The 14,015-nt window shown below is 51.0% G+C and carries 16 protein-coding genes; 6 read left to right on the top strand and 10 right to left on the bottom strand.

All coding sequences use genetic code 11. The features are described 5' to 3' along the window. Nucleotides 1-202 precede the first annotated feature (202 nt). The 3 genes from KI215_RS06460 to KI215_RS06450 all read left to right on the top strand — a co-directional run bounded on the left by KI215_RS06460 (nt 203) and on the right by KI215_RS06450 (nt 1,687). Complete coding sequence (locus tag KI215_RS06460) at nt 203-514, top strand: WGxxGxxG family protein (RefSeq protein ID WP_246512225.1); 312 nt, start codon at nt 203-205, stop codon at nt 512-514. Nucleotides 515-568: 54 nt separating this feature from the next. Next, nucleotides 569-922 (top strand): gamma-type small acid-soluble spore protein, encoded by a 354-nt coding sequence (locus KI215_RS15900; RefSeq protein WP_246512224.1) that lies wholly within the window; start codon nt 569-571, stop codon nt 920-922. Nucleotides 923-1,357: 435 nt separating this feature from the next. After that, complete coding sequence (locus KI215_RS06450; RefSeq protein ID WP_212774726.1) at nt 1,358-1,687, top strand: hypothetical protein; 330 nt, start codon at nt 1,358-1,360, stop codon at nt 1,685-1,687. Nucleotides 1,688-2,151: 464 nt separating this feature from the next. Here KI215_RS06450 and rraA read toward each other — a convergent pair whose 3' ends face one another. From rraA to KI215_RS06425, 5 genes are all read right to left on the bottom strand, one after another. Next, the gene (rraA, locus tag KI215_RS06445) at nt 2,152-2,634 is read right to left on the bottom strand and encodes a ribonuclease E activity regulator RraA (protein WP_212774725.1); all 483 of its coding nucleotides are present in this window, start codon (nt 2,632-2,634) and stop codon (nt 2,152-2,154) included. Between the two features lie 396 nt (nt 2,635-3,030). Further along, entirely contained in the window at nt 3,031-3,609 is a 579-nt protein-coding gene (locus KI215_RS06440; RefSeq protein WP_246512223.1) for a DoxX family membrane protein, read from the bottom strand. Between the two features lie 236 nt (nt 3,610-3,845). Next, a complete protein-coding gene (locus KI215_RS06435) occupies nt 3,846-4,022 on the bottom strand; it encodes a hypothetical protein (RefSeq protein WP_212774724.1) in 177 nt (58 codons plus the stop codon). 151 nt (nt 4,023-4,173) lie between these two features. After that, nucleotides 4,174-5,580: an O-antigen ligase family protein gene (locus KI215_RS06430; RefSeq protein ID WP_212774723.1), complete on the bottom strand. Its 1,407-nt coding sequence runs from the start codon at nt 5,578-5,580 to the stop codon at nt 4,174-4,176. A gap of 338 nt (nt 5,581-5,918) precedes the next feature. Continuing rightward, complete coding sequence (locus KI215_RS06425; RefSeq protein WP_212774722.1) at nt 5,919-6,677, bottom strand: metallophosphoesterase; 759 nt, start codon at nt 6,675-6,677, stop codon at nt 5,919-5,921. Between the two features lie 134 nt (nt 6,678-6,811). On the opposite strand from KI215_RS06425, the gene KI215_RS06420 reads away from it, so the two are divergent. Beyond that, the gene (locus KI215_RS06420) at nt 6,812-7,471 is read left to right on the top strand and encodes a GDSL-type esterase/lipase family protein (RefSeq protein ID WP_212774721.1); all 660 of its coding nucleotides are present in this window, start codon (nt 6,812-6,814) and stop codon (nt 7,469-7,471) included. 40 nt (nt 7,472-7,511) lie between these two features. Here KI215_RS06420 and KI215_RS06415 read toward each other — a convergent pair whose 3' ends face one another. Then, nucleotides 7,512-10,877: a vitamin B12-dependent ribonucleotide reductase gene (locus KI215_RS06415; protein WP_212774720.1), complete on the bottom strand. Its 3,366-nt coding sequence runs from the start codon at nt 10,875-10,877 to the stop codon at nt 7,512-7,514. Between the two features lie 313 nt (nt 10,878-11,190). Between KI215_RS06415 and dat the strand changes: the two genes are divergently transcribed. Both dat and KI215_RS06405 read left to right on the top strand, forming a co-directional pair. Beyond that, nucleotides 11,191-12,030: a D-amino-acid transaminase gene (dat, locus tag KI215_RS06410; RefSeq protein WP_212774719.1), complete on the top strand. Its 840-nt coding sequence runs from the start codon at nt 11,191-11,193 to the stop codon at nt 12,028-12,030. Nucleotides 12,031-12,340: 310 nt separating this feature from the next. Next, nucleotides 12,341-12,616 carry a hypothetical protein gene (locus KI215_RS06405; RefSeq protein ID WP_212774718.1) on the top strand — a complete coding sequence of 92 codons (276 nt, stop codon included), beginning with the start codon at nt 12,341-12,343 and terminating at the stop codon, nt 12,614-12,616. A 68-nt stretch (nt 12,617-12,684) separates the two neighbouring features. Here KI215_RS06405 and KI215_RS15895 read toward each other — a convergent pair whose 3' ends face one another. Genes KI215_RS15895 through KI215_RS15880 form a run of 4 tightly spaced genes read right to left on the bottom strand, consistent with a single transcriptional unit; the run spans nt 12,685 to nt 14,010 of the window. After that, complete coding sequence (locus KI215_RS15895) at nt 12,685-13,479, bottom strand: cytosine permease (RefSeq protein ID WP_246512221.1); 795 nt, start codon at nt 13,477-13,479, stop codon at nt 12,685-12,687. Further along, complete coding sequence (locus tag KI215_RS15890) at nt 13,416-13,688, bottom strand: hypothetical protein (protein WP_246512319.1); 273 nt, start codon at nt 13,686-13,688, stop codon at nt 13,416-13,418. The genes KI215_RS15895 and KI215_RS15890 overlap by 64 nt, the downstream gene beginning before the upstream one ends. Then, nucleotides 13,574-13,921, bottom strand: coding sequence for a cytosine permease (locus tag KI215_RS15885; protein ID WP_246512220.1), 348 nt, complete (start codon nt 13,919-13,921; stop codon nt 13,574-13,576). The genes KI215_RS15890 and KI215_RS15885 overlap by 115 nt, the downstream gene beginning before the upstream one ends. Next, nucleotides 13,849-14,010, bottom strand: coding sequence for a hypothetical protein (locus KI215_RS15880; RefSeq protein ID WP_246512219.1), 162 nt, complete (start codon nt 14,008-14,010; stop codon nt 13,849-13,851). Before KI215_RS15880 ends, KI215_RS15885 begins: the two co-directional genes overlap by 73 nt. Between the last annotated feature and the right edge of the window lie 5 nt (nt 14,011-14,015).

Below are 14,015 nucleotides of genomic sequence, written 5' to 3'. Positions count from 1 at the left end.
TAAAGGGTGGCTCGTTTTGCCCCCACTTCAAGTGAAGCAAACAGAACCAGTCTGACAAAAAAAGGCCCGGTAAGCATCTTTACCGGGTCTTTCTTTGACCACTTTAAGGAGGGAATTATATATCACATGCGATTATTATGTCAGATCAAACAAAAAATAAAACCTCAAATCACAATTTAAAACAGCCATAGAAATTTTCTGTATGAAAAACATCAAGGGGGGGGAATCTAAAGACAAACATAACCGAAAGGAAGGTATCACCATGCAAAAGTTCTTTGCTTTGATTGTGACAGCCGTAATGCTGACCGCCTTTGCTTTTCAGGTTCCTCATGTTTCGGCGGAAATGGCTGGTCAAGTTGTTCAAGTAAATGACAACAATAACCGTGGTATGATGAACAACATCCAGCGGACTGCCGCAGGTACGCAAGATAACGATCGTGACTGGGGATGGATTGGTTTGGCCGGTCTGCTTGGACTCTTGGGACTGCGCGGTCGCGATAATCGAGGGCGATAAATACACAAAATTAACGTGGCCAAAAGCTTAAAACAACGTTAGGAGTGAGTAAAAGTGCCATATCGTCGCATTGACATAGCGGCCCAACAGGCACAGCAAGCATTACAACAAATCAGACAAATTGCTCAACAGTTAGAACAAACTGAACTGCAAAATGCTAGTCAGTTTCAACAAGGGAGCACCGTGAACAATTTTGATCAACGTGAGCAAAATGCCGCCCAACAATTGAACCAGATTCAGCAAATTGTTCAACAACTTCAATCTTCTCTCGGTGCTAGCCAAGCCATTCAGGGTTATGGATTGACAGGGAGCGCTCCCCAAAATTTTGGGACTGAATTTGCAAGCGAAACTAACGTTCAAGAAGTTCGTCGTCAAAATCAACAATCCGCTAACAATAAGCAGCAATAACAATCATATGAGCACCTTTTTTCTAAAAGGTGCTCTTTATTTTTTCTATTTGTTTTTGATCAGGAGGTCCGCGAACAATGCGGAGTAGTATGATTAAATACCAATGCGCTAAATGCTCCAGAATCATCGCTGTTCATCCATCTACGGTGTATGTTGCGTGTTGACAGGTTTTACCAATGCCCAATAAAATTATTTGGACCTGCAACATAGATGATCTGTTTCATAAAAATTAAGTCGAGAGTGGGATATTCGATTGACGGATGGTGGATTCACTCGTTGTACAGTTGATGATCTTCGTTATGCTCTTTTGTTAGTCCTGGATACGGCCTGTCAAAACCTACACGGAGGTTGTTACAATGGATGATTTCAAAAAAGAAATCCAAAAGTTGAGTGTTGACGAGTTCAAGCAGGGTGAGGTGACGCCTTGGGAATATCATGGCCAGTACGATGCTACTCTGGCTCAACGATGCGGTGGCTGTTTCCGGTGCGGTGGGTTCCGATGCGGTGGTTGTTTCGGCGGTGGTTGTTTCGGCGGTGGTTGTTTCGGCGGCGGTTGTTTCGGCGGCGGTTGTTTCGGCGGCAGTTGTTTCGGCGGCAGTTGTTTCGGCGGCGGTTGTTTCGGCGGCAGTTGTTTCGGCGGCAGTTGTTTCGGCGGCAGTTGTTTCGGCGGCAGTTGTTTCGGCGGCGGTTTCCAGTGCTTTTCATGCTTCTAATTCTCCGGTAAGGTGGACGTTTCCGTCCATGGTTTCCTGTCGGGAACCGTGAAATGTACACATGGCAATTGAGCGGGAAAAACACTGAAACGAATTTGTCCCCCGCATTCGTACCATGACACGGAGGATATAGAAAAGAAAAATCGCCTTCTCAAGTCGGTTCTTGAGAAAGCGACATATCTACGGAAAAAAGAGTGGAGAAAACAGGGGCAATTTGAGATTAAGCTGTACCCCCGTGTTTAGAAGGGGGTTCTTTTTCTTAAGCGAAAAAGGTATACAGTGCTTGGATCACCTCCGCTTTCTCTCGAATGATATGGTGACGAAATTAGGTTCTTTGACAAGTTGTTTAAATACTTTCATAAGGATTGATCCTCGTGGGTTAGACTCATATACCTGCCCATAGACACGAAGGTGAATGAATCCCTTCCCTTATTGGGGTGTAATCATACCCACAAGATAGTGGAGGTTTTTACGTAGTGAACCATGAAAGGGCTCAAACATCGATCCCCCAAGGCCTCATTCTCCAAGTACCAACTGTTCGCTTGCCACGATGACCCCGTCTTCGTCGACATACACATAATGACCTGGTTCCCAATCGACTCCAGCAAAAGAAACGGGAATGTTCGTTTCTCCCTTTCCCTCTTTGCGGCTTTTTCGCGGATTGGTTCCAAGCGCGAGCACACCAATATCCAATTGCGCGATGTCTGCCGAATCCCGAATACATCCATGGACAATAATTCCGGAAAGTCCCCTGTTCACCGCGATTCCCGCCAACCTGTCCCCCAAGAGTGCACATTTCTTGGAGCCGCCGCCGTCCACAACGAGAACGGAACCCGCTGGAATGGTTTCGAGAGCTTGTTTGACTAGGACATTATCTTCAAAAACCCTCACCGTATAGATTTCCCCGCTGAACATTTTTCTCTTGCCGAAAGATTGAAAAAAAATCTCGCAAACATGGACTCGGTCAGGAAATTGATCACATAAATCAGTCGTTTTCATGTGAAGGTTCACTCCTCTACTTGGTATGGGTTGATTGCCCATGTACGTTCTCTTATTCATGGTACAATAGAGTACTGTAAAAGAAAAAGTCCTTCATGAGTGAAAAACTTCGTCGCAGGACGCTCCTTCTTCCATTCAGACTAATACGGGGGAATTCAGGGATCCTGCACCGGCGCCAGATTTAGTTCAGGAAATTTTCATCAATGTATCGGTCACTGTCAAAAGGCGATCGGATTGATGTGCAAGCATCGGTTGAATAAACACAAAAATCCCCCTACCTATGTACGGGGGATCCTGATTTTATTGTATCATTTCGAGTTTTACTCGAGAAATGGGAAACGTATGAAAAACACATTTTCAGTCTTCTAATCTTCACATCAATATTGATTGGTCAAATCAGCTTCCCTGAACAATCGAGATATTCCCACGCATACTCCGCTTTCTCCGTTTTCTCACCCACAGATTTTCCAATCCGAGATTACGATCCCAGCTCAACACATATACGCGATCCAAACAAAGCAAAATGCCGAATGCGCTGGTGTATAAAATCAGACTGATGAGATTCATGTTCCCGGACAAGATGAAGTTCACGTGCATGAACAGACAAATCAGCACGGAGGGTACAATCAGAAGTCCGAGAATGAGAAACAGCCCTACCACCATTTGCACGACCGGAATCGTATAGTTGAAGAACATGACGTGTTTCAAAGCTACATGCTGGATGAAATATTTATAAAATTCAGGAACGTTTGGTTTCGTCAGAGACTCTGTCAAATACCCTTTCAAAAATACACCTGGTTGGCTGAACCACTTCTTTTCCACAATTTTGGTGACACCTGCAAGAAACCACGCTACACCAAACAAAACGCGCATCAACGTCACCAGACTTTGAAATACCATTTCCCTCACACCGACAAACGGTCTTCCATTACCACCGATTGCATCCTTTTGTGCCGCCATCACCATTGACTTCATCATATTCATCACCTTGTAAATGAGAATAATAATCATTTACAAATGTGATTGTAATAACCTGTCATCCCTACGTCAATATACAAAGAATGCCATAAGACTATTTTCCTTACAGAGACTCCTACAAAGCAATCAAAAAGGAGATTGTACTCTTACAACAACGATGACACAAGAAAAAACCGAGAGACGATTATCCCACGGTTTTCATTCAACTCCTCATCAGTCTGTTAATAGTATTTTCATCCCAATTTCTGCGGGGGGTATCCGTTTTTGCTCGCGGCATGCGCTTTAGCGATTATCTTCAGCAAAACACCAAACCACACCTGGGTTAATATGATCTTTTCCAACCGCTTAGCGAATTTCATCAGCTGTTTCCTGTCTGGTCCCCCTTCCCATGTGTACAGACGGCGGTTCATTGCTTCATCCCCTCCAACATGGGACAGATTTCCTTCTCGGGGGCTGTCACTCCAATGTGACCTGTGTAGTCCTTACACCTCGAGGACCAAATACTTTGGAGAGTGACGAAGGAATTCCGGGTGTTTCGGAGCCAGTCGATCATGACACCATTCATTCACCTGTCGACGGTAGATGCCTTCGGCACCTTTTCTGTCTTTTTCCGTACTGTTCACCAAGCACGACCACAGCCAACGCCACCCCGTAGGAAATCCACATCGGCGTGAAGTGGATGCAGGTACTCGGTGCAACTCCGCCGATCAAGAAGCCGGTCAGAGACAATAAGCTGGACAGTGCCCCCCAGCGGATGAGCGGTGATACGTGGGGAGAACGTTTCATACTGGCCAATCGCCACAACCAATGTAACAGGCCGAAATACAGCGCCATGTACATGACGAAAATCAGCACACCGAAGTTGACAGACACCTCTGCCCACCAGTTATGGATGTTGACTGTATTGATGCCTTTACCCAACTTGGTTTCATTGTGAGCTTCCACATTGCCGGCCCCGACGCCCATATAATTGCTTTCCTGCAGATACTTCAGCCCGTACAACAAGAGGGTTTGACGCACGGTGATACTGGTTCCGCCCGTTCCTTCCCCTTCTGAGACACCTTCCTCATCGGTCGGGACTTTCCAATCCCCTTTCAAGTCAAGGAAGATGCCGAACGTGCTGGCCAATTTGGCCCGCGAGCTGTTCTTTCCACCGGAAAGCAAGCTGACGTTCAACAGCCCGACGATCAGAACGATGGAGAGGAAAACACTCAACCCCCGCAGGAAATTTTTCTTCAGCTTCTCCCGGTCCACTGTGAACGGCAACGAGACAGCCCACACCAACAGGATGAGCGGCAGGGCTAACATCGTGTTGGAGCGTGAACCGGTCGCCAAGAGGCAATACGAGGCGACAATCACGGTGATATACGCCAGTACCTTGGTGCGGCGGTTTGCCTTGAACATGTACAGCGATGTCCCGAGAAACGGCAGGGCCAGCGTAATCGCCGTGGCCAGGTCGTTCTGGTTTCTAAATACGGAGGTGATGTTGGGTGCATCGTCCAACCAATAACGGGAAGACGGCAAATGGAAAAAGGTGATCGATTCAAAAAGACCAAAGGCCACGATGGCGAAAAACACCCAAAACAGCGTGCGCATCGTCTGCCAGAACTGCTTCTCCGTATTGGCGAAGAAAGGAAACGACAAACAGAGAAGCGTCATCATCAACAGGAACGTGAGATACTTGATCCCTCTTCCAAGGTCGATCACCCAAGTGAGGGAAATGGCAGCATAGGCAACCCAAAAGGCGAAAAACGCCCAGTACCATCGAATGCGGTACATATGGGAGGCTTCGATCCTTTTGTCGTTGACCCAGCGCAGGATCAACGCCACCGCCAAGGCAAAGAAAGCGACGCGGAAAAACGTCAACTTAAACCCTGGAATAAGAGGAACTCGCAACGTGGGGCCCAATAAGGCGAACGCGATCATCGCATAAAACAGCTTTTCCAACCACTGTTGTCTCGGTAACATCAGTGAACTCAACATGCTCACCTTTCTGTCTGATTTTGGGTAGTAGGCATGATCCCTCACACCTCATCTTTTGATCAAACCATGGTTGGTAACGTATTCTGGACACTGCCAAATATCCCCTTCCTGTTCTCAGGTATTTGACAATAAAAAACGCCATTTCTTGTGGCGTCAGCGGCGAATCCGGTTTCACGCTTCCATGTCCCCATCAACGGAATGGTAGAGTCTAAACGAATGTTACCTCTCATATGATCAACTGGTCATTCACCAAAAAAAACGGGTGTGCCTTTTTCCATGGGGAGGAAAAAAGCACACCCAATCTATATCGATGGATCAGCGACCTATTCGTTCCTGTGATCCACCCCCGGCACCCTCACCTGTACCGGCCTGAAATCCAGATAATCGCACGCAACCAGTTGCAAGTCAATCCCTTCATATTCTCCCTGTACCGCTTCTTCGGCCGCTTTTCCGTGCAGATGACCGTACACGCAGGTGGAGACGCCAAATTCCTTCATCACATCAAAGAAACCCGAGCTGCGGACATGTTTGGTGACCGGCGGGTAGTGGAGCATCACGATGATCGGCTTGTCAGGCTCCGCTTTTACCGCCGCTTCCAATGCAAGCCGCAGTCGCCCCACCTGCCGTTCATAGATAGAGCGATCCCGCTCTTCATCCCAAAAGCGATGGTCCCCCGGCAAAGTCCAACCACGCGTGCCGGCCACAACACACCCTTCCACCACTGTGTAATCGGCATCGATCCAGTACATTCCCTCCGGCATCGCCTCGCGTACCTTTTTTTTGCTGGAAACGTAGTAGCAGTGGTTGCCGGGAGAGAGAACCTTTTTTCCCGGCAGTTGGGCAATCCAGCCAAAATCGTTTTTCGCCGTTTCGATTTTCATCGCCCAACTGATATCGCCCGGGATCAGTACCGTATCCTCCGGTTTTACCACTTCCAACCACTGATCTCGGATTCGGTCGTAGTGGCGTTCCCAGCCGAACACATCCATCGGCTTGGTCACGTCACGGTCATGGTCGATCCCGTACAACGTCACCGGTTTGTTGAACGATAAATGCAAATCGCTGATGGCATAGATGGTCAATCTGGTACACGCCCTTCTCCTGACTTGAAACTGTTGCCATTATACCACGAAAGCCCTTCCTTTTCTTCCCGTTTCGACATATTCATATAACAGGAAACGACCGACTATCCTTAAGTTTCCGGGGAGGGGAGGCGATGGCACAACATTTTGTTTACACCGCATTGGGCGACTCCATCACTGCCGGGTACAATGCACCCCGCCGAATAGGATACGCACACCGGCTGACCAAACGGTTGAAACACATAGGACTGCCGGCCAAATTATATACCATCAGCAAGAAAGGGTGGACAAGCGGGGACTTGCTCCAGGCATCCACTTGGCTCTCGACCCGTATGGCTATCCAGAATGCCCGACTGATTACGGTGTATATTGGAGGCAATGATCTCATATTGGCTCATGTCAAATATCTGCTGACCCGAAATCCCAATGTGTTCAATCAAGTGATCTCCACCTACGGAAACAACCTGCATCTTCTGTACAAACAAATCCGCAGGCTGTCCCCCGTTTCCGTTTATGCCTTGAACCTCTACAATCCGTTTCCCCATTCAGCATTGCCCAACACTTGGGTGCCCGTACTCAATCAGGTGACTGCCGATGTATCTACACTATGGAACATCACCGTCGTCAATATTTATGACTTATTTCAGGGGATGGAACCCCTGTTCATTGATGGATACCAAACCGGTCGGCTGGAGAACTATGTGCCCCTCATCACCAGAAACCCCGTACACCCCAATGAACGGGGACATGAGCTGATCGCCCAGGAACTGTGGGAGACGATCTCGTTTCTATGAAAACAGCGGCCGCACCCTCACGGGGTACGGCCGCAAACGATCAGGAACAGCCGGTGGTGGCGCCGCAGTCGAGGCAGACATAGCAAGAGCCATTCCGCTTGGTCATGCCTCCGCACTCAATACACAACGGTGCGCCGCTGCTGGCCCGGATCGCTTCGATGTTCTGGTTATTGCCGAGTTCCTGCGTCCCGGTCACTTCGCGATATCCCTGTTCCACTTCGGCCGATGCCCGGGTGGAGCTGGTTTCTTCTTTGGCTTCGGCCTGTTGTTTCCGTTTTTGCTCGTTGACATAACAGCGCAGTTCTTCTTTTTTCGGCGGCACTTGCACGAAATCGGTACGGCCCAAGTATTCCATACCCAACAAGCGGAATACGTAATCGATCACGGATGTAGCCATTTTGATGTTGGGGTGGTCTACCGTACCGGCCGGTTCAAAGCGGGTAAACGTCATGGAGTTGACGTACTTCTCCAACGGGACGCCATGTTGCAGACCGAGCGAGACTGCCACGGCGAAGGCGTCCAACAAGCCGCGCATCGTGCTCCCTGCCTTGTGCATGTCGATAAAAATCTCACCCAGCGAGCCGTCCGGATATTCCCCGGTACGGACAAACACCTTTTGACCCGCAATGCGTGCTTCCTGCGTAAATCCATCCCGTTTGCGCGGGAGGCGGCGCCGCACGCTGGGGACGTGGCCGTCCGCGAACACTTCCCGCAGCTGGGAAGCGGCAGCATAAGCTTCTGCCGTTTCGGGCACTTCCGTCGGCTCTTCTTCTTTTTCCCGATTATCGCCCCGGGCGTTGAGCGGTTGTGAGCTTTTCGAACCGTCACGGTAGAGCGCCACTGCCTTCAGCCCCAATTTCCACCCTTCCAGGTAGGCATGACAGATATCCTCCACTGTGGCCGATTCCGGCATGTTGATCGTTTTGGAAATCGCACCGCTCAGGAACGGCTGGGCGGCCGCCATCATCCGCAAGTGGCCCATATAGTGGATAAACCGCGTACCGTGTTTACCACACTTATTGGCTGTATCAAATACGGGGTAGTGCTCCTCTTTCAGGTGCGGTGCCCCCTCGATCGTCATCATGCCGCAGATGACGTCGTTGGCTTCCTCGATCTGCTCACGGGTGAAGCCGAGTTCCCGCAGGAGATCGAAATCCGGTGCATTGTACTGTTCCGGTTGGAACCCGAGCCGTTGCAGTGTTTCCTCACCCAAAGTCCACACCGTGAACGCATACGGCAATTCAAACACGGTGGGCAGTTTTTCTTCCACCTTCCGCAGATCCTCATCGGTAAACCCTTTTTCTTTCAGCGTTTCGCGGTTGATGTGCGGAGCGCCGTCCAGGGTCAGCGTTCCGATCACGTAGCGCAGGATATCCTCGATTTGTTCCTCGGTGTAGCCCAGGTTTTTCAGCGCCGGACGGATCGATTGGTTGGCGATTTTGAAGTACCCGCCGCCAGCCAGCTTCTTGAATTTCACCAAGGCGAAATCCGGCTCAATTCCCGTCGTGTCGCAATCCATCAACAGACCGATCGTGCCTGTCGGCGCAAGCAGGGTGGTCTGGGCGTTCCGATACCCGTATTGTTCACCCAGCTTCAGCGCCTCGTCCCAACTTTCCCGCGCCGCCTGAAGCAGATCCGGCGGGCATTTGGTCGGATGGATGCCCATCGGTTTGATGGTCAATCCTTCATATTCCTCCGCGGGAGCATTGTACGCCGCACGCCTGTGGTTGCGGATCACGCGCAACATGTGCTCCCGGTTGATCGGAAAAGCTTTGAACGGTCCCAGCTCCTTGGCCATCTCAGCCGAGGTGGCATACGCGGTTCCGGTCATAATTGCCGTGATCGCCCCGGTGATCGCCAATGCCTCTTCGGAGTCATAAGGAATGCCGGAGACCATCAGCAACGTCCCGATGTTGGCATACCCCAGCCCCAGCGTACGGTATTCATAGGAGAGCTTGGCGATTTCCCGGGAGGGATATTGCGCCATCAGTACCGAAATCTCCAGCACGATCGTCCAGAGGCGCACCGCGTGTTTGAATGCCGGGATGTCAAATTTGCGAGTGTCCGCATCGAAAAACTTCATCAGGTTGAGCGACGCCAAGTTACACGCCGTATTGTCGAGGAACATGTACTCCGAGCACGGGTTGGATGCATTGATCCTGTTGTGACGTGCACCCACTTTGCCGTCCATACCGGCCGGACAGGTGTGCCATTCGTTGATCGTACCGTCGTATTGCACACCGGGGTCAGCACATTCCCATGCGGCTTGTCCGATCTGCCGCCACAAATCACGGGCAGAGACGACTTTGGCTGTTTTGCCGTTGGTACGGTATTTGAGCGCCCAGCCGCCGTCTTCCTCCAGCGCTTTGAAAAACTCGTGCGGGACGCGCACCGAGTTGTTGGAGTTTTGACCGGATACCGTCTCATACGCTTCGCCGTTGAAGGAAGGATCGTATCCGGCGGCGATCAACGCACGCACTTTTTTCTCTTCATTGGACTTCCAGTTGATGAACTCCTCCACATCCGGGTGGTCGATGTCCAGACAGACCATTTTGGCCGCCCGACGGGTCGTTCCACCGGACTTGATCGCACCGGCGGCTCGGTCACCGATTTTGAGAAACGACAGCAATCCCGAAGAGGTGCCCCCGCCGGAGAGTGGTTCACCCTTGCCGCGGATGTTGGAAAAGTTGGTGCCCGTTCCGCTTCCGTATTTGAACAGGCGGGCTTCACGCACCCACAGGTCCATGATGCCGCCTTCGTTCACCAGATCGTCCTCGACGGATTGGATAAAACAGGCGTGCGGCTGCGGACGGCTGTAGGCGTCTTCCCCCTGTTTCAGTTCTTCCGTTTCGGGGTCGACATAATAGTGACCCTGTGGTTTCCCCTTAATGCCATAGGCATAGGCCAGCCCCGTGTTAAACCATTGTGGCGAGTTGGGTGCAGCCATCTGATGCAGCATCATGTACACCAATTCATCGTAAAACGCCTGCGCGTCCTCTTCGGTATCGAAATAACCGTAACGCTCTCCCCAGTCCCGCCAGCAACCGGCCAGACGGTGAACTACCTGCTTGACGCTCGTTTCCGGTCCGGTTACCGGATTCCCGTTCTCATCCAAGATCGGATTTCCGTTTTCGTCCTTTTGCGGAACGCCTGCTTTTCGGAAATACTTCGAGATCATGATATCGGCCGCCACCTGCGACCACGCTTTGGGTACTTCCGCCCCTTTCATCTCAAAGACAACCGAACCATCAGGATTGGTGATCCGGCAGTCCCGTTTCACATACTCTACTGAGTTGAAAGGATCTTCTCCCGGACGGGTAAAGTATCGTTTGATTTTCACCCCAAAATCCTCCTCATGACCGCTTTTTTCTTTCGTTCCATCATAGTTGATTGATGCAAGCACCATTCATTCCGCAATATGTAGGTGTAAGCTTATTATACCACTACTACATATTGTGTAAAATTTGCATTTGGCCGATTGTGAGCGAATGATGCGCACCTGTATGTCCTAAGTAGTGCTCACCCGTCATAACCGTGGATTTTCCGGTTTGATTTTCTTCCTATCCTCCCCAGTCAGATCGGAAAACACCGGTGTTTCGATTTTTGAGAAAAGGTTGTCAACTGCCGCAACTTCATGCAAACTAAAACGTATATGGTGGATAAAGAAAAGGGAAATATGATTTCCCCCGACAAATGACTGGGACAAGGAGGCCAAACGCATGACCATTCTGTTCAACGACCAGTTGATCGCGCGCGACGAGGCGCGTGTGGATGTGGAAGACCGCGGATACCAATTCGGCGACGGTGTGTATGAAGTGATCCGTGTTTACGGCGGCCATCCCTTCTGTCTGGGAGAACATCTGGACCGCCTGGAACGAAGCGCACGGGAAATCCGTATGCCGTTGCCGTACTCCCGCGAGAAGACGGAACAATTGTTGCTTCAATTGATCGAAACCAATCAACTCAAAGACGGATACCTCTATGTACAGATCACACGCGGCGCCGCCCCCCGGGATCATGCGTTTCCGTCCAAAAGCGAACCGGTGTTGACGGCTTATGGCGTTGAATCACAACGCCCCACCGATCTGATGAAAAACGGCATCCGCGCGATTACGCAGGAAGACATCCGTTGGTTACGCTGCGACATCAAAAGCCTCAACCTGCTGGGGGCGGTACTGGCCAAACAAGCTGCGGTGGACGCCGGTGCGCAGGAAGCGATTCTGCACCGGAACGGGACGGTAACGGAAGGCAGCGCCACCAATGTGTTCATCGTCAAGGACGGCACCTTGTGGACACATCCCGCCAACCACCTCATTTTACACGGAATCACACGTGCCGTCACCTTGAAATTGGCGGAAAAAGAAGGAATTCCCGTTCGTGAGGAGGCATTTTCTTTGGAAGACCTCCGTTCCGCAGACGAAGTCTTTATCACCAGTACGACCAAAGAAATCGTACCGGTCGTTGAGGTGGACGGAGTCCCTGTCGGTACGGGCCAACCGGGACTGGTGACACGCAAACTGCAACAGGCGTTTGAACAAAGAATCGGCGTCACGGTGTAACCGATTACTTTTACCCAACATGATCCATACCTGCCCGTCACAGGTTTTCCCATCATCTTGCTAAATTGATGACAAAGTCCGCGGGATCCGATTTCCGGCTTCATCTCCACACTTGACGGGAAATTCGGACCCGCCACCCTAACAGAGGGCGGCCGTTTTCCCACGAGCGACCTTTGAGCACAAGTGATCCGGAGAGAGGGTAACACGGCGCACCAGGAATCACGAGTGGTGAAACACTTTGTCAGCAGTCTCAACCATCTTTTCCCGTTATGGTATAATACGTACATGCCTTGACGGGAGGATGCGAGAATTGAAAAGAAGACGGAGGGAGCCGACCGACATGGGCGGTGTCAAGAATATCTTTGAAGTAATCCGGGGCCGTGAAGAAGATATGAAGAAGCAGCTTCAACAAGCCCTGGAGTACATCGTCAAAGAGAGCGAACACTATGAAGGTATGGTTTTGGTGGCCATTGACAAAGACGGCCAACCGATCATCCACACGGTTGGCGTCAATGTGTTTGAGGCGGTCGGCTTGATGGAGCTGGGAAAACAAATCATCTTGTCCGAAGAACCGGACACGCCGTGAAATCATACACAACCCCCTGAATAGCTCAGGGGGTATCATGTTACCGGTAAAGTCCATACATGACGAGATCACTCCCCCGGGGTCACGGTAGAGGAGGCACCGGCGGTCACTTTTTCCCGAATCTTACTCAACACCCATTGCAGTAAAAATCCGGCCAAAAACGAATCCAGCAACGGGATGGTGGTCAGGTTGAACCAGCCCAATCCGTTGGGCGCCGGGGAGGTAGCCAGACCGATGAACGCAGCGATCCCCCACACCAACACCGCATGCCAATAGAAGCCTGGGAGGTGCTCCTCACGAATAAAGACCAATTGGAATCGCGAGCGGTTTAACAGGAAAAATTCAGCCAGATAGATACCGCCGATCGGGGCGATAAACGCCGTCAAATAAATCAGAAACGTAATGAAGTGATTGAAAATGTCCAGATACGCCAACACCGTCCCGATCAAACCAGCGATGATCGTCAGCACATATTTGGGTACACGGCTGAAAATGACGGAGAAACCAAGGGCTGCCGAGTACAGGTTGTTGTGGTTGGTAGTCCATTGCGCCAGGATCAACACGATGATCGCCGAGATCCCGAAACCCATCGAAACGAAAATGTGCAGGATATTCGATGAACTGGTTGCATTGGTTAACAAGATCACGATCAACAGCATCAGACTGGTGCCGAACAAAAAACCGAAGAAAGAAGACAAAACGGCATCACGCGGAGTCTTGGCCCAACGGGCCACATCGGGCGTGATCACAGTACCCACCAGGAACGAACTGGCCACCAGCGATATGGCCAACCCCATTGTCAACACCGTCCCGATCGGCGGGGCGGACAACAAAGCGGAGAGCGTTGACCGGTCGATGCCCACACAACCGCACCGACCAAAATTCCCACCATCAATGGTACCGACCACACGTTCAACCACTCGATGGCACGATATCCGACCATGGCCGTCGATGTCATCAACAATCCTCCCACCATCGCCAATACCGTCGGGGACAGCCCCAGCGCCTCCAACAAGAGCGTGTGGGCAGATGCGCCAAAAAATCCCGCCTGTACCCCAAACCAGCCAAACAACAAGATCCCGATAACGCTGGCGACCAGTTTCCCCCGTGCTCACCGAACACGAAACGGGAGATCATGGCTGTGGAAAGGCCGGAGACCGCCCCGACGTACGCAGTGAACGAACTGAGAACGGCCAGCAACAATGATCCCGCCAACACCGCCAATACAGCATTCACAACGTCATGCCGGCACCCAACTGTGTTCCCAACAATACCGCCGACAAATCGATTCCAATGGCGATCCATACAAAAGCGAGCGTCAACCACCTTTTTCGCTCGGCGATGGGTACCGGCTCCCGCTCATAATCGTGAAAGGAGCGATTCCGTTTTTGCATTGGTT

The organism is Polycladomyces abyssicola (assembly GCF_018326425.1).
GTDB classification, from domain to species: Bacteria; Bacillota; Bacilli; order Thermoactinomycetales; family JIR-001; genus Polycladomyces; species Polycladomyces abyssicola.
Note: the sequence above shows the minus strand (reverse complement) of the source record. Positions and strands in the feature narration are given on the sequence as shown.